Origin of the sequence: Bacillus sp. FSL E2-8887 (genome assembly GCF_038007205.1) — a bacterium.
GTDB classification, from domain to species: Bacteria; Bacillota; Bacilli; order Bacillales; family Bacillaceae_G; genus Bacillus_A; species Bacillus_A mycoides.
Window position 1 is genome coordinate 3,893,733 of sequence record NZ_JBBOWS010000001.1, and the last position, 16,082, is coordinate 3,909,814.

General features: G+C 36.4%; 13 protein-coding genes and 2 riboswitches. Of the genes, 4 read left to right on the forward strand and 9 right to left on the reverse strand.

What is annotated here, in order from left to right; translation table 11 throughout:
• Positions 1–4: 4 nt before the first annotated feature.
• Together metH and NSQ08_RS20000 are read right to left on the reverse strand one after the other, a co-directional pair.
• On the reverse strand, positions 5–3,403 hold the full coding sequence (gene metH, locus NSQ08_RS19995) for a methionine synthase (protein ID WP_002034031.1): 3,399 nt from the start codon (positions 3,401–3,403) through the stop codon (positions 5–7).
• Positions 3,403–5,235, reverse strand: a complete 1,833-nt coding sequence (locus NSQ08_RS20000; RefSeq protein ID WP_340778279.1) for a bifunctional homocysteine S-methyltransferase/methylenetetrahydrofolate reductase — start codon at positions 5,233–5,235, stop codon at positions 3,403–3,405. The genes metH and NSQ08_RS20000 overlap by 1 nt, the downstream gene beginning before the upstream one ends.
• 70 nt (positions 5,236–5,305) lie before the next feature.
• Positions 5,306–5,415, reverse strand: a riboswitch (SAM riboswitch).
• 202 nt (positions 5,416–5,617) lie between these two features.
• A riboswitch (SAM riboswitch) is annotated at positions 5,618–5,731 on the forward strand.
• An 89-nt stretch (positions 5,732–5,820) separates the two neighbouring features.
• On the opposite strand from NSQ08_RS20000, the gene metI reads away from it, so the two are divergent.
• The 3 genes from metI to NSQ08_RS20015 all read left to right on the forward strand — a co-directional run bounded on the left by metI (position 5,821) and on the right by NSQ08_RS20015 (position 8,894).
• A complete protein-coding gene (metI, locus tag NSQ08_RS20005) occupies positions 5,821–6,933 on the forward strand; it encodes a cystathionine gamma-synthase/O-acetylhomoserine thiolyase (protein WP_002143142.1) in 1,113 nt (370 codons plus the stop codon).
• Positions 6,930–8,093, forward strand: coding sequence for a cystathionine beta-lyase (gene metC, locus NSQ08_RS20010; protein ID WP_002143144.1), 1,164 nt, complete (start codon positions 6,930–6,932; stop codon positions 8,091–8,093). The genes metI and metC overlap by 4 nt, the downstream gene beginning before the upstream one ends.
• A 510-nt stretch (positions 8,094–8,603) precedes the next feature.
• On the forward strand, positions 8,604–8,894 hold the full coding sequence (locus NSQ08_RS20015; RefSeq protein WP_000894375.1) for an ArsR/SmtB family transcription factor: 291 nt from the start codon (positions 8,604–8,606) through the stop codon (positions 8,892–8,894).
• 150 nt (positions 8,895–9,044) lie between these two features.
• Here NSQ08_RS20015 and NSQ08_RS20020 read toward each other — a convergent pair whose 3' ends face one another.
• Both NSQ08_RS20020 and NSQ08_RS20025 read right to left on the reverse strand, forming a co-directional pair.
• The gene (locus tag NSQ08_RS20020) at positions 9,045–10,157 is read right to left on the reverse strand and encodes a class I SAM-dependent methyltransferase (RefSeq protein ID WP_340778285.1); all 1,113 of its coding nucleotides are present in this window, start codon (positions 10,155–10,157) and stop codon (positions 9,045–9,047) included.
• A 9-nt stretch (positions 10,158–10,166) separates the two neighbouring features.
• The gene (locus NSQ08_RS20025) at positions 10,167–10,796 is read right to left on the reverse strand and encodes an MBL fold metallo-hydrolase (protein WP_340778288.1); all 630 of its coding nucleotides are present in this window, start codon (positions 10,794–10,796) and stop codon (positions 10,167–10,169) included.
• 170 nt (positions 10,797–10,966) lie between these two features.
• Here NSQ08_RS20025 and NSQ08_RS20030 point away from each other — a divergent pair, with 170 nt between their 5' ends.
• Positions 10,967–11,137, forward strand: a complete 171-nt coding sequence (locus tag NSQ08_RS20030; RefSeq protein ID WP_002034036.1) for a DUF2759 domain-containing protein — start codon at positions 10,967–10,969, stop codon at positions 11,135–11,137.
• Between the two features lie 80 nt (positions 11,138–11,217).
• Here NSQ08_RS20030 and glcK read toward each other — a convergent pair whose 3' ends face one another.
• The 5 genes from glcK to NSQ08_RS20055 all read right to left on the reverse strand — a co-directional run bounded on the left by glcK (position 11,218) and on the right by NSQ08_RS20055 (position 15,781).
• Entirely contained in the window at positions 11,218–12,201 is a 984-nt protein-coding gene (gene glcK / locus NSQ08_RS20035; RefSeq protein ID WP_002034037.1) for a glucokinase, read from the reverse strand.
• A gap of 19 nt (positions 12,202–12,220) precedes the next feature.
• Positions 12,221–12,421: a YqgQ family protein gene (locus tag NSQ08_RS20040; RefSeq protein ID WP_000623706.1), complete on the reverse strand. Its 201-nt coding sequence runs from the start codon at positions 12,419–12,421 to the stop codon at positions 12,221–12,223.
• Positions 12,422–12,524: 103 nt separating this feature from the next.
• Positions 12,525–13,103 (reverse strand): 5-formyltetrahydrofolate cyclo-ligase, encoded by a 579-nt coding sequence (locus NSQ08_RS20045; RefSeq protein ID WP_340778294.1) that lies wholly within the window; start codon positions 13,101–13,103, stop codon positions 12,525–12,527.
• A 104-nt stretch (positions 13,104–13,207) separates the two neighbouring features.
• Positions 13,208–13,357: a 50S ribosomal protein L33 gene (rpmG, locus tag NSQ08_RS20050; RefSeq protein WP_001265616.1), complete on the reverse strand. Its 150-nt coding sequence runs from the start codon at positions 13,355–13,357 to the stop codon at positions 13,208–13,210.
• A gap of 69 nt (positions 13,358–13,426) precedes the next feature.
• Positions 13,427–15,781, reverse strand: coding sequence for a sugar phosphate nucleotidyltransferase (locus tag NSQ08_RS20055; protein WP_340778297.1), 2,355 nt, complete (start codon positions 15,779–15,781; stop codon positions 13,427–13,429).
• Positions 15,782–16,082 lie beyond the last annotated feature (301 nt).

Consider the following 16,082-nt stretch of genomic DNA (forward strand, 5'->3'; position numbering starts at 1 on the left):
TACACTATAGTACACTAAAATACCTTGCCTCAGGGTGAGAAAATACCATAGCGGTTACAGACGCTTCTGGCTCCATCATAAATCCTTCTGTTAATGAAATACCTATTTCTTCTGGATGAATTAAGCGAAATAATTTTTCTTGATCAGCAAGTTCTGGGCATGCTGGATAACCAAATGATACGCGTATTCCTCTATATTTTGTACGGAATCTCTCTTCCATCGTCAGTTCAGGTGAATCTGGAATTCCCCAACGATCACGAATGAGCATATGTGTTTTTTCAGCAAGTCCTTCTGCTAATTCAAGTGCTAACGACTGAATCGCATGACTGCGTAAATAATCTCCCTTCGCCTTCCATTCCTCTGCAATATCTCGAACCCCTTCTCCAACGGTAACAGATAAGAAAGCGACATAATCCATCTCATCTCCAATCGGGCGTATATAATCTCCTAAAGTACGGTATGGTGCTTTCCCTTGTCTCGGAAATTCAAATCGCTCTATAATACGTGTGTGATCTTCCGGATCGTATATAATTATATTTTGTCCATCACTTTGCGCCGGGAAAAATTGATACACCGCTTTTGGGCGTAACCAAGATTGTCCTTCTTGTAATAATTCATCAATTAAATCATTTAGCTCATGTGCTCTTTTATCCCCTTCTTGCAAGAGTTTTTTTACGTTTCCTTTTAACCCAAGATGGTGTCCAATTAACATTTGTCTATTTAAAAACGGTGCAAGATGAAGGGCAGGAATATCCCGTAGTACAACTCGTTTCGTCGAATCTGGTATCATAACAGTTGCTTTTGGCAACGGCTCAATAACTGCGGGAATTTCTATTTTTTTCTCCTCTTGTTTCACAATATGAAGATGGCGTTCCTTTTTATCTCGCTTCATCTTTTCACGTTCTTCTTCTTTTTGTAATTTGTTAATAATATCAAGACCTGTCATTGCATCACTTGCATAACATACGAGCCCTTTATAAGATGGAGAAATACGATTATCTGTAAATTTCCTCGTTAGTGCTGCACCACCTACAACAATTGGAATATCAATATTCGCTGCTTTTAAATCTTCAGCAGTCGTTACCATTTGTTGCGCTGATTTTACTAACAAACCAGAAAGGCCAATAATATCAGGTTTCTTTTCTTGTACTTCTTGAACAATTCGATCCGAACGAACATTAATTCCTAAATTAATAATTTCATATCCGTTATTTGATAAAATAATTTCAACAAGGTTTTTCCCAATATCATGTACGTCTCCTTTAACAGTCGCTAATAATACTTTCCCTTTTTTTGCACTCTCACTAGATTCCATATGTGGCTCTAAATAACTTACGGCAGCTTTCATACTTTCAGCACTTTGCAATACTTCAGCAACGATAAGCTCATTACCGTTAAATAATCGCCCCACCTCATCCATTCCTGTCATAAGCGGCCCGTTAATAATATCCAGAGGTTTTCGTCCTTCTGTAAGCGCGAGACTTAGATCTTCTTGTAGTCCTTGCTTCGTACCTTCTACAATATAATTTGCCAGTCGTTCATCAAGTGTTAGCGTTTCTTGTATAACGACATCTTTCTTTTTGGCAACACGATAGAAGTTTGTAAATTTTTCTAACGTCTCTTTCGTCGTTTCAAATAATAATGCATCCGCAAGACGTTTTTCTTCCTCTGGAATTAACGCATAGCGTTCTAATTTTTCCGTATTAACAATCGCATAATCTAATCCTGCTTTCGTTGCATGATATAGAAAGACAGAGTTTAATACTTCACGTCCAGCTGGTGGTAAACCAAAAGATATATTACTCACACCTAGAATCGTTAAACATTCTGGTAACGCTTCTTTAATAAGACGAATTCCTTCTATAGTCGCTGCCGCTGAACCTATATATTCTTCATCACCTGTTCCTACAGGAAACACAAGCGCATCAAAAATAATATCAGATGGGCGTATACCATACTTTTTCGTTAGTAATTCATAGCTTCTTTTAGCAATCTCTATCTTTCTTTCTGCACTAACTGCCATACCATCTTCATCAATTGTCCCTACAACTATCGCAGCACCGTATTTCCGAAGAAGGGGGGTCACTTTTTCAAAACGTTCTTCTCCATCCTCTAAATTAATAGAATTGATAACACCTTTTCCTTGAATATAAGTAAGAGCTTTCGCCATAACATTTTCATCTGTTGAATCAATCATAATCGGTACTTTTAACACTTTCGTAACTTCTGCCAAGAATCTTTCCATATCTTCTATTTCATCACGATCAGGGTCTGCCATACAAATATCAATAATATGAGCATTTTTCTTCACTTGCGCTCTTGCCACTTCAGCAGCCTCTTCAAATTTCCCTTCTGCTACTAATCTTTTAAACTTACGCGATCCAATTACATTCGTCCTTTCTCCAACAAATAAAGGCCTCATAGAATCATCGTATTGCAACGCTTCTAGTCCACTAATTCCATGTCCAACCCTTTCATGATGCTCACGAGGATTAATCGAGGCAAGCGCCGATTTCATTACACGTATATGTTCTGGTGTTGTGCCACAACAACCACCAATAATATTAATCCATCCTTCTTCAGCAAAACGTTTTACTTTTTCAGCAAGTGACGCTGGAGATTCGTGATAATGCCCATCTTCATCAGGAAGACCAGCGTTTGGATAACACGAAATATAACACTCCGATAAATCAGATAGGGAACGTATATGTTCCCTCATAAATTCTGGACCAGTAGCACAGTTTAATCCAACCGATAATGGCTTCATATGCTCTACCGATAAATAAAAGGCTTCGATCGTTTGACCCGCTAAAGTCGTTCCCATCGGTTCAATTGTTCCAGAAATCATAATAGGTACTATTTTGTTTAGTTCTTCAAACGCCGATTGAATTCCAATGTACGCAGCTTTCACATTACGCATATCTTGACTCGTTTCAACGAGTAATACATCAACTTCTCCTCTTAATAGTCCTCTCGCTTGCCTTGTATAGGCTTCAATTAACTCTTCAAAAGTCACACCACCTGTAACACTAATCGCTTTCGTCGTTGGTCCCATCGCTCCCGCAACATACACTTCTTTCCCACTTTCTTTAACCGCTTGCTTTGCCAAAAGCGCTGCCCTTTCGTTTAACTCTTCATCTAAATGAGACAATGCATAATCACTTAATACAATATTTGTTGCACCAAACGTATTCGTTTCAATAATATCTGCTCCAGCTTCAATGTAGACTTTATGAATATTTAAAATAACATCCGGTCTTGTTTTTACTAAATATTCATTACAACCTTCGTATTCTTCTCCTCCAAAATCTTCCGCTGTTAAGTCTTCTTGCTGGATCATCGTTCCCATTGCACCATCTAATATTAAAATTTCATGTTGTAATCTCTCTTCTATTCGTTTCATCAATTAATACCTTCTTTCACTTCTTGCTTTTCTCTCACATATTTCACGAGATGTTCTGTAATTTCATATTTTAAAAACGGTGTAATAAGATAAATACCGTTAAAGTATTTCATCGCCGCATCGATCAACTCTTGTGAAATACGAATCCCTTCCTCTATGGCTGCCTCTTTCGTTTCATGTCCATCCATTCTTTGTCTTATCTCTTCAGGGAGAGTAATACCCGGCACTTCAAAATGAAGAAAATCTGCGTTCCGCTTACTTACTAACGGCATAATTCCAATAAAGATAGGTTGTTCCAAATGCTTTGTCGCTTCATATACTTCTTCTATTAAAGCAACATCATATATCGGCTGCGTTAAGAAATATTCAGCACCAGCATCAATTTTTCGTTCCATTCGCTTGACCGCTGCTTTTAAATGCCTTACATGAGGATTGAATGCACCTCCAATAGAAAATCTTGTTGCCGGACCAATTGATTTCCCTAAAATAGAGCGTCCGTCGTTCATCTCTTTAATCATTTTAATGAGCTCTATCGATGACAAATCATATACAGAAGTTGCACCTGGGAAATCACCAACGCGCGCTGGATCACCAGTTAAAGCTAGCACTTCCTCCATACCTAATGCTGATAATCCAAGTAAGTGAGACTGTAGTCCAATGACGTTATGGTCTCTACACGTTAAATGCGTCAATACTGGAATATCATGCTTCGTTAATAATGCACCCATAGCCATATTCGAAACACGAGGAGATGCTAATGAATTATCTGCTAGAGTAATAGCATCCGCTCCAGCCCTTTTCAGTGCTCTTGCCCCTTCAAAAAAACGCTGCGTGTCTAACGTTTTCGGTGGATCTAATTCCACTACAACTGTCGTTTGTTTCTTTGCCTTTTCTGCTAGAGTAACATGAGCTCTCGAACGCTTCTCATGTGTATGGACCACTTTAGGCCTTTGAATCGTCTCCTTTGCTATTACAGGTGCAACATTTGCAATAGCACGTTTCATTCCTTCAATATGTTCCGGGGTAGTACCACAACAACCACCTAATAAACGAATACCTTGTTCAATAAATTTCGGTGTCATTTCTTCAAAATACGCTGGACTTCCCTCATATACGTAACGCCCTTCCACATAATTCGGGAGACCTGCATTCGGATATGCTGATAAATAGCCATTTTGAGGAATCGATATCATTTTGAAAGCTTCCGTCATGTGAAGCGGGCCTAGTTGACAGTTCAACCCAACAACATTGGCACCGTAATCTAAAAGCAGTTTTAATATTTCATTGACATCATTCCCATTTTGAGTCGTACCTGCCTCATGTAACGCTAACTGAGCAACAATCGGAATATTCGTTTGTTTACGCAATACTTTAACCGCATGCAATAATTCAAATTCATCATAAAAAGTTTCTAATAGTAATCCATCAACCTGTTCTTCTAGTAAAGCACCTGCCTGCTCAAGTAACATAAATTCTCGCTCTATATCAGTCGTTGTAACAGCACCAATATGTTTCATACCTCCAATTGTCCCTAAAATTGCATTCCGATCTGTTACTGATGCTTTCGCAATATTCACTGCCGCTTTATTAATTTGGACAACTTGATTTTCTAGACCATACATGCGGAGTTTCGCTTCATTCGCACCATACGTATTCGTTTGAATAACATCCGCTCCAGCAGCTACATATTGTTTATGAATCGATATAATTAAGTCCGGATCAGACAAATTCAATTCTTCAAAACTACTTTGTAAACCATGCGAATGTAATAACGTTCCAACCGCACCATCACCTATTACAATTCCTTTTGATAATAAATCTAGTAATTTCACGAATCTCCCTCATTTCTATCAATATAAAAACCCCCTCTTCACTTTGAAGAGGGGGACATAATTGTTCCTCCTCTTATTATGCAAAACACACGTTTTGCAGGTTTTAGCACCGTTTCAAACATTTAGTTTGAAGGTTGCCGGGTTTCACAGGGCCTTTCCCTCCACCGCTCTCAATAAGAGTTTGTCTTTATTATTTTATTTATGTAGCTAAAAGGAAATACGTTCCCCTTTTAACAATGTTTGTTAATTTTTTATAAATTTAGCACGCACTAAAATAAAAGTCAATGACACTTGCGGAAAAATAAAAATTATTTAAAATAAAGTTGCAATTCAATTATCTTTTGTTGTAAAGTTAAAACCATAATAAAATTTCATACGAACATTCTTATCTAGAGAGGTAGAGGGACTGGCCCTTTGACGCCTCAGCAACCATTAACATTCATTCGTTAATAAGGTGCTAATTCCAGCAAATTGTGAAAGATTTGACAGATGAGAAGAAGACTCTATTCAATCCGAAAGCCTTCTTCTTAGAAGGCTTTTTTTATTTTCACTTAGTCGTTCACTTTAAAAAGGGGGAATTTTCACATGTCAACAATCGAAACAAAACTAGCACAAATCGGGAACCGTAGCGAAGCTACAACAGGAACGGTTAATCCACCTGTTTATTTCTCAACTGCTTATCGTCACGAAGGAATTGGTAAATCTACTGGATTTGACTATTCAAGAACTGGAAATCCGACTCGTGGCCTTTTAGAACAGGCAATTGCAGACTTAGAAAGCGGTGAGCAAGGGTATGCCTGTAGTTCAGGAATGGCGGCTGTTCTCCTTGTCCTTTCACTATTCCGTTCCGGAGATGAGCTTATCGTATCTGAAGACTTATACGGGGGAACATATCGTCTATTTTCCGAACATGAAGACAAGTGGAATATTCGATGTAGATACGTAGATACACAATCTATTAAACAAATTGAGCAAGCAATCACATCTCAAACGAAGGCTATTTTCATAGAAACACCGACTAATCCATTAATGCAAGTAACTGATATCGTAAGTGTAGCAAGTGTAGCGAAAAGGCACGGACTACTTCTTATTGTAGATAACACGTTCTATACACCTTATATACAGCAACCATTAACAGAAGGTGCAAACATCGTCCTTCATAGCGCAACTAAATATTTAGGCGGTCATAACGATGTACTAAGCGGACTTGTCGTTGCGAAAGGGAAATCTCTTTGCGAGGAGCTTGCTCATTATCATAATGCCTCTGGTGCTGTCTTAAGCCCGTTTGATTCATGGCTATTAATTCGAGGCATGAAGACTTTAGCACTTCGCATGAAACAGCATGAAGAAAACGCTCATGCAATTGTTGCTTATTTAAATGATGAAGATGGTGTGACAGATGTATTTTATCCAGGAAGAGGTGGTATGATTTCATTTCGCCTTCAAGATGAAACTTGGATTAATCCTTTCTTACAATCTTTATCCTTAATTACATTTGCTGAAAGTCTTGGCGGTGTCGAAAGTTTAATGACTTATCCAGCAACGCAAACTCATGCCGACATTCCAGAAGATGTTCGAACAGCACGTGGTGTTTGTAATCGTCTTCTCCGTTTTTCAGTCGGCATCGAAAATAGCAACGACTTAATTCAAGACTTAAAGCAAGCAATTAAACTTGTAAAAGAAGGTGTAAGAATATGAGTTATTCCATAGATACGCTTTTACTGCATAATCAATACAAGCATGACACACACACAGGAGCTGTTAACGTTCCCATCTATAACACATCAACATTCCATCAGTTTGATGTAGATGCTTTCGGAAAGTATGACTATAGTAGATCTGGAAATCCAACACGTGAAGCTCTTGAAGATATCATTGCTTTATTAGAAGGCGGGACAAAAGGATTTGCCTTTGCATCAGGCATTGCAGCCATTTCTACTGCATTTCTCCTTCTTTCACAAGGTGACCATGTTCTTATTTCAGAAGATGTATATGGAGGTACTTATCGAATTGTTACTGAAGTTCTCTCCCGTTATGGTGTTTCACATACATTTGTTGATATGACCAATGTGGAAGAAGTAAAAGAAAACATTAAACCAAATACGAAGCTCTTTTATGTAGAAACACCTTCTAACCCACTTTTAAAAGTGACAGATATTCGTGCTGTTTCTAATCTTGCAAAATCTATTGGTGCTCTTACTTTTGTTGATAATACATTTTTGACACCACTATTTCAAAAACCGCTTGATCTTGGCGCTGATGTCGTTCTTCATAGCGCTACAAAGTTTATTGCTGGTCATAGCGATGTCACCGCCGGATTAGCTGTCGTAAAAGATGAAGAACTCGCTCAAAAGCTCGGCTTTCTACAAAACGCTTTTGGTGCTATTTTAGGACCGCAAGATTGTTCTCTCGTGCTTCGCGGCATTAAAACATTGCATGTACGTCTCGAACATTCAGCTGCAGGTGCCAACAAAATCGCACATTTTTTACAAGAGCACACTAAAGTTCAAAATGTCTATTATCCTGGCTTACAAACACATCTTGGATTTGACATTCAACAATCTCAAGCTACATCAGCCGGAGCTGTCCTATCTTTCACTTTACAATCAGAAGACGCACTCCGCCAATTTTTATCAAAAGTAAAATTACCTGTCTTCGCAGTTAGTTTAGGAGCTGTCGAATCGATTCTTTCCTACCCAGCTAAAATGTCACATGCAGCATTGTCGCAAGAAGCTCGTGATGAAAGAGGTATTTCTAATTCATTACTTCGTTTATCCGTTGGCCTTGAAAATGTTGACGATTTAATATCCGATTTTGAAAATGCCCTTTCTTATGTAGAAGAACCTGTAAATGCATAAAGGGAAGAAACGAAGCTGTGTACGAATAATAAAACTCTTCAAGAAATAAAATAGTTGTTTAAAAAGATGAACTCTAGAATAAATGACTGATGACTTGATTATTCTAAGATGTATCAGTTACATCCAAACATTTCATTATCATCATAAAGAAGCTGATCATAATCAGCTTCTTTTCTTTTAACCTGTTATATATTCTATATATAACATTATAATTCCTTTGTCATATTATTTTAAAAATTTTGTATATTCATTTGAAAGAATAAGAAAATCATGATAAAATTGTGTTACGAATATATCTATATCTTTCAATTTTTGAAACGCATCAAAATTTTCACTCAAAAATGTCATTTTACAAAACTGTGCAAATTTATCTATTTTATTTACATCAGGGTCTCTTTTCTTACAATTTCTTTACTTTAGGACTTTTTTTCTGCAACAACTGTTTTCTTTTCTTTGATTTTTTGGTATGTATAGTATGGTATAACAGCTCACACGGAGGTGGAAAAGAACATGTTAGAAACCTTTCAAAAAGAAATAGAACTATATGAAAGCAATGCGGAATTATTGAAAGTGCTTGCTCATCCTGTTCGCTTATGTATTGTAAAGGGATTAATTGAACGTGGCCCAAGCAACGTTTCTACAATGTACACAGGCTTAAACATGCCACAATCTACAATTTCACAGCATTTAGCAAAGTTAAAAAGTGCTAAAATCGTTTCTAGTGAAAGAAAAGGATTGGAAATTTACTACAAAGTAGAAAACGAAACAATCATTCAACTCGTTCGCGTATTATTAGGTTAGGGACCTATAGACAGAGAAAAAGAGTGTATTCTATATTTTTCATCTCATATCTTTAATATAAATATATATCATGAGAGAAAATATATAATGCTACATAATTAAAAGTCGTATTAAAAAACAAGACACAGAAAATACTGTGTCTTGTTTTTTTCATATTGTTAAATATTGATTCAAAAGTAAATTCTTCATATCTTTTGTGTGTATAACAACATCGAAAGCATTACCTAATCCTCCGTTCAAAATCATAGAGCGAATAGCTCTATTTAGTTTTTGAGTTTCAGAAAAAGGGTTGGTATCTTGATGGCTAGCAAGCTGATCTAATATTCCTGCCGCTAACAAAAACTCTGATTGCTTCCTATGCCATATCGTATTAATTCCTTGTAGCTCAAAATTCATCTTCAACTCATCCCAATGAACATGCGTAGTAAGGTCCATTTCTCCTGGATATGCAAGAGGATTACGAATTAGCTTGTGCTTATAATATCCTCTTAAACTTCCTTCACGATGTGCAGGATGCATCCATTCTTCTTTTGTATATCCATAATCAACTGTAATACATATACCTTTCTTAAACCATTTCGCAATCTCTTCTATATACTCTTCCATTGCAATAGGCACTTCAAAGCGCTGTCCCTCAGCAATATGAATGTTATATTTCAATAAGTAACGACCGACTCTTTTCTCTATCGGTCTAAATACTTCTGTAAGGTTTCCCTCATCTGTATACGTGATACGTACTTCATACAAAATTCCATTTCTTTTCTCAACTATCTCAACAGGAAACGCATCAAATAATTCATTCGAAAAAATAATTCCTTCGAAAGACTCTCCCATTTCAATATAAGATGTATAATACGACACATTATCAAATAAGCAAAGCCTCTCCTGTTGTAGCCTTCTATGAAAAGGGCTCACTTCAATAATTGAATAGTTTAAATTGATAAAGGTTTCCGGAGATAATTGTTTCCATTCTTGTAAAACATCATAGGCAAACTTTCCTGTTCCCCCACCAATCTCACAAATATTTGGAAAAATTTCTCCCTTTTCAACAAGCCGAATAAAAAACTTAGCAAAAGTCTTCGCAAATACAGAAGATACATTGCTACTCGTAAAAAAATCTCCCTGTCTTCCAATTTTTTCACGTTCTCTCATATAATACCCATGTTCCTCTGCATATAATACGAGGTTCATATACGTACTATATGAAATCGAATGATCCTTTTCTTTTCCCATCCATTCTCTTAAATTGAGCTCCATCCCCATAATGACTCCTTATTGTAAAAATGGATTATTTTCTTTTTCAAAACCAATGCTTGTTTCTGGACCGTGTCCACATAGCACCGCTGTTTCATCTGGTAATACAAATAATTTCTCTTCAATACTTCCAATTAATTCAGCAAAACTTCCACCAGGTAAATCCGTTCTTCCAATACTCATTTGGAACAATACATCTCCAGAAAATACAGCATTCGCTGCTTTACTATAATAAGAGATACTTCCTGGAGAATGTCCTGGTGTCTCAAAAATTTCAAAACTAAAAGAACTGATCGTTAATGTACCCTCTTCGTCGATAATATGATCTGCTGGTTTTGCTGTAATACTGCGGTTCATCATAAAAATTTGCGAGCCATTCACAGTTGCATCGCCTAACCAATTCGCTTCTTCTTTATGTACGTATACCGGAATATGAAAAGCGTCTCTCACGGCATCAACAGCACCAATATGATCGAAATGAGCATGTGTTAATAAAACCGCAAGTGGCTTTAACTGTGCTTCCTGTAAATATGTAACAAGTTTCTCTCCTTCATGACCAGGATCAAAAATAATACACTCATTTTGATCATTCGTTAAAATATAAGCATTTGTTTGTAATGGGCCTAAAGGCATTTGTATCCATTTCATATGAAAATCTCCTCCAGTTATTTAATTTACTTTTAATGATACAACATTTCTTTCTCTTAGGAAAAGAAGGCGTGTTATCTCGACAATCATTTTTAAAACATGTACAATATAAAAGAGTAAATATTCTAAAAACTCATTCTAAGGAATGAGTAGACAGAGGAGGATATTGTATGGGCCTTGTTATTATTTTTACGCTAGTCACTCTGTTAGCTGTATTTGCTACGCTTAGAACACTTCGCGAAAAAAACTTATTCGCGGGTGGCTTCGCTATTGCAACCGTACTTGTTTTCGGATGGTTTACAATCATGACTGTTCTATATAATGGGTACCCACCAGCTTAATCCATTTACATTTTTATTCTCCAACAAGATCTTGCATAAAAAGAGGAAGGGGGCCCCTTCCTCTTTTCATTATTCACAACTTATATCATCTTCGCCTCGTATTTGTGCTTTTTTACAAGCCACGCTCCTCCAATTACACCTGCATCATTACCAAGTATTGCAATTGCTAACTTTGTGCTCTTTACAGCACGAGAGAAAGCATATTGCTCGAAATAACGTTGAATTGGCTCTAATAGTGCGTCTCCAGCTTTAGATACGCCACCACCAATTACGATTTTCTCTGGGTTCAACGTACTAGCAAGGTTCGCTACAGCTAATCCTAAATAAGAAGCTACTTTTTCCACTACTTCACCTGCTAGTTCATCACCTTGTCCAAGCGCTTCAAACACATCTTTTGATGTAATAAGCCCTTCTTCTGCTAACATAGAACGTAAAACACTTTCTTTATCTGTCTCTTGTATTTGTTGCATAGCAACACGTACAATACCTGTTGCAGAGGCTACCGTTTCTAAACAACCTGACTTCCCGCAATTACATGGAAAAGCGTTCTCTGTAACAACTGTAATATGTCCAATCTCACCAGCAGCACCGCTTATACCATGTACAATCTCACCATTGGCGATAACACCACCACCAACACCAGTGCCAAGTGTCATACAAATTAAATCTTTTGCTCCTTCGCCAGCACCTTTCCACATTTCACCAAGCGCCGCTAAGTTTGCATCATTATCAATAACAACAGGTAATCCTGTTTCTACTTCTAGCAAGTCTTTTAACGGATAGTTTTTCCATCCTAAATTAACCGCTTCATAAATCATTCCAGATGCCACATGTACAGGACCAGGAGCTCCCATACCAATACCAATTAGCTTGCTTTTTAATTCACCTAATTCTTCTAACTTTTTATCAATAGCTTTCGCTACATCAAGTGTAATATGTTTTCCTTGTTCATTTGTATTCGTAGGGATTTCCCACTTATGTAAAATTTCACCATACACATTAATAAATGCTAATTTAATCGTTGTACCACCAAGGTCAACACCAACTAACCATTTCTCTTCCATGTTACTTACCTACCTTTATCTAATTCTTATTTAGCTCTTTTTGAATTTCTTGCTTCAACAAAAATAAAGCTGTTTGATAGTCTTGTGGATCGATTAGCTGTGATTGATTTAATTCACGCAATTCATCTTGCATTAATTGTAAATCAGCGATTCGATCACCCGTATAAATAATCGTGCCAAATTTCTTTAGCAATTGCTGAATATCATAAATGGATATCATTTCATCACCCTTTATGCTCACTTACTATAAAAAATTATAATAAGAAAACGTTCACATATTTTATTATAATCAAGAAGAAAAAGTCTCGTCAATTTTTATTTGTCTATACAAGCCCATTTATAACCATTGTTCCTTTTTCTGTAATAATTTTTTCTACATTTTTATCAAATGGCTCTACCGGAATATGTTTTACAATTTGAAAATCATAAGCTAATGATAGCGTTTTCCCTTTATAGTGCACGAGATAACGATCATAGTAGCCACCGCCATATCCAATCCGTTCTCCTCGGCGTGTATAAGCTACTCCCGGCACGATAAGAAGATCAATTTCACACGCATTCACTTCTTCCGTAAGCGCTGGAATCGGTTCACGTAAATTCATATATACTGTTTCTAATTGATTTAAATTACTAATTTGTCGAAAAGACATCGTTCTTGTCCCTTTATTACACTTCGGAACAACAATTTTCTTTCCTTCTTCCCAAGCTTTTTCGATAATAGGATATGTATTCACTTCATTTTCCATTGAGAGGGTGATTCCAATTGTTTTAGCTTCAACCCACTCTTTTTGCGCATACAACGAAGCTGCAATTTGCTCTGATAAAGTTGTATACCGTTCTTCTGATAAAGAATTCATGTGTTCTATTATTTGTTTACGTAAACGTAGTTTCTCTTCTCTCACACATTTTCCCCCTCACAGTGACACTTTGCTCTACGATGATAGTGTATCACTTTTAACAGAGGAACCGAATAAAAAAAGAAACAGTAGGAAAATATTCCTACTGCTTACTTTGTTTCACGGTGTAACGTAGACTTCTTGTCACGCTTGCAATACTTTTTAAGCTCGATACGCTCAGCGTTGTTACGTTTGTTTTTCTTTGAGATATAGTTACGATCTCCGCATTCTGTACATGCTAGAGTAATATTCACACGCATTCTTATTTCCCTCCAGTACTAATAACTTAAATCAGACTATACTATAATACCACTTTTAAAATAAAAATTCTACACCTTTTGATATTGTCTAATTTTTTCTATAAGATTTTTCATGTTTTCCCTTGCTATTACTGGGTTTCTAGCATGCGAATACACTAAAAATTTCGGTTGTTTTGTATCAGAAACGATATAAGACCACTCTTTTTCGGTATATTTGAACTGTATCCCTTCAAATATACCTTCTTCTTTTCTTTCCATATCGGCCAATAATTTCCTCATTACTTTCCCTTTTTCCTTCCATGAACATACAACTTCATCATAAAGTAGATACAGTGGCGGTGATTGCTCTGCTATGCTAAGTAATGCTTTTCCTTGCAACGCTATTAATTCGAATAATTTTCCAATTCGATATAAAATATCTCGTTTCCATCTTAATTGAAAAGAGTTTTTTTCGTTATGCATATAAAAGAGGAGATAACATTCCCCTAATTTCAAAGACATTGGGTAAACATTATCTGCTGATTCGAGTAATAAATCTGGAATATCTACTTCTTCAAAATCAGTTCCTTGGTAAATATTACTGTGAGTGTCATATAATTCGAAGCGATTTCCGTGTTCAGAAAACATAAGCGCCATATTTGCTTTACTCGATTTCATCAGAGCTTTCACATGATCTTTTTGTTCACTCGCGTAAATCCATGTAACTGTGCATCCAAGCCTTTGTAGAAAGATCATAAGTAAATGTTGTAACATATCATTTCTCTTATTAATAAGAAGATGAAACTTCTGTTTTTGTATCGTTTCAATATCAATACGCTCTAACACAGCTTCTACATAATTATTTACAGAAACGTGAACTAGCTTATTTCGCCCCATTTCTTTCTCAGAAGCGTAATAAAAAGACTCAGACATATATACTTGTTCTATCGCTTTTTGCTGCTTATACGTTAAAAACGAGCCCTCCTTGCCATACAGTTGTATAACAATCCCTCTTTCGCTTTCCACTTGAACGAAAACTCCACCTGCACATTGCAAATTATGAATGGCATACTGAAAAAGCGACTCATTCATTTCTTTACATTCCATCGTATGAATCCCGCTGCCATGAATGGCATGGAGGAATAAATTTTTAAAGGAAGTTGTTTCTATATTTTCCTGACTTCCAATCAATATACTCTCCCCTTTGGCAAAAAGAGATCCATAAGCCATTGCAACTTTCACAATAAATTGAGGAGTAATTTCAACATTACCCCTTCCTACAATCCGGCTTTTTTGTAACCATCCTGCACTCTTTTCACTCTCTTTAACACCGGCAGAACCTACTATCGAATGACTATCTATCTCCTTATATGGCCATATTTTTCCTTTTTGCTTAATTACTGTACTTTTCCCTATATGACAATGATCCGCTACAATACTTTTTTGAAAAAGTGTAACATCATCTTCGACCATTGTATGATCTCCTATTGTTGTTTCTAACAACTCACAATTTTTTCCTATATGAGAGTTTGCAAAAATGATGCTTTTTTGAAGATGAGAATAACTTGAAACGATACTATTTTTCCCGATAATAGAGTACGGTTCAATTACAGCCCCTGCACCAATCATTGCTCCTTCTCCAATAAAAGAAGGGCCATGAATTTTCGTCCCTTTTCCTATCGTTACACCTTCTCCCATCCACACCATCGGTAATACTTCTGTATATGGAATAGGCACCTTCAATTTTTTCGTCAATAAATCGAATTGAGCTTGCCGATATTGATCAAATGTACCAATATCTAGCCAATAGTCTTCTGATAAATATGCAAATAAAGCATTTTTATTTGCCAATAAAGGAAACACATCATGACTGAAATCCGAAAATTCCATGGATGGTATGTAAGAAAAGATTTCTGGCTCCATTATATAAATACCTGTATTCACAATATTAGAAACTACCTCATTCCAGCTCGGCTTTTCTATATATCGTATAATTTCTTGTTCTTTATTCATTACAACTAAGCCAAATGAGAGTGGGTTTTCTACTTCTTTCACAAACATCGTTACCATTCTCTTCTTCTGTTCATGAAATGCAATTCCTTCTGATAATTGAAAGTCAGTTAGTGCATCCCCACTAATCACAACAAATGTTTCATCTAAAAAACTTTCCGCTTGCTTAATACTCCCTGCTGTTCCAAGCGGAGGAGAATCTTCAAAATAATACAAGTTAACTCCCCACTTACTACCATCACCAAAGTATTGCTTAATAGCGGTACTCATATATTGAACTGTAATTGCAATTTCACGAATACCATGCTGACGTAATAATTCAATATTATATTCAAGAACTGGTTTTTCTAACAATGGTAACATCGGTTTTGGAGTATTACATGTTAATGGTCTAAGGCGTCTCCCTTTTCCTCCAGCTAAAATAACCCCCTTCATATACTTCAGCCTCCACTTATATAATGTTCAAGAACTCCGTATATCATTTACCCCACATTAACTGCAGTAAAAGTCCGGTTTGGTACGATCTAACAATCAGCGAGAGACAGCCCCACTAATTAAAGCCTCACTTTATAAATAAATGTACCTTTTAACTCCCACCAAAAAAGAAAGCGCTTACCATTAACTTGGTAAAATAATTAATAAGACGTAACTAACATATATGTACTTATTTTTCCATTAATTATGATACATCTTATCATCATAGACTAAAGGAAACAATGAGCTTTTTTTGTCATGT

What these genes read in the sequence shown, in the direction of transcription:
- NSQ08_RS20020 (WP_340778285.1), bottom strand. Translation starts at nt 10,157, where the DNA reads ATGGGGATGGAGCTCAATTTAAGAGAATGGATGGGAAAAGAAAAGGAT.
- rpmG (WP_001265616.1), bottom strand. Translation starts at nt 13,357, where the DNA reads ATGCGTGTGAATATTACTCTAGCATGTACAGAATGCGGAGATCGTAAC.
- NSQ08_RS20030 (WP_002034036.1), top strand. Translation starts at nt 10,967, where the DNA reads ATGGGCCTTGTTATTATTTTTACGCTAGTCACTCTGTTAGCTGTATTT.
- metH (WP_002034031.1), bottom strand. Translation starts at nt 3,403, where the DNA reads ATGAAACGAATAGAAGAGAGATTACAACATGAAATTTTAATATTAGAT.
- NSQ08_RS20015 (WP_000894375.1), top strand. Translation starts at nt 8,604, where the DNA reads ATGTTAGAAACCTTTCAAAAAGAAATAGAACTATATGAAAGCAATGCG.
- metI (WP_002143142.1), top strand. Translation starts at nt 5,821, where the DNA reads ATGTCAACAATCGAAACAAAACTAGCACAAATCGGGAACCGTAGCGAA.
- NSQ08_RS20040 (WP_000623706.1), bottom strand. Translation starts at nt 12,421, where the DNA reads ATGATATCCATTTATGATATTCAGCAATTGCTAAAGAAATTTGGCACG.
- NSQ08_RS20055 (WP_340778297.1), bottom strand. Translation starts at nt 15,781, where the DNA reads ATGAAGGGGGTTATTTTAGCTGGAGGAAAAGGGAGACGCCTTAGACCA.
- glcK (WP_002034037.1), bottom strand. Translation starts at nt 12,201, where the DNA reads ATGGAAGAGAAATGGTTAGTTGGTGTTGACCTTGGTGGTACAACGATT.
- metC (WP_002143144.1), top strand. Translation starts at nt 6,930, where the DNA reads ATGAGTTATTCCATAGATACGCTTTTACTGCATAATCAATACAAGCAT.
- NSQ08_RS20025 (WP_340778288.1), bottom strand. Translation starts at nt 10,796, where the DNA reads ATGAAATGGATACAAATGCCTTTAGGCCCATTACAAACAAATGCTTAT.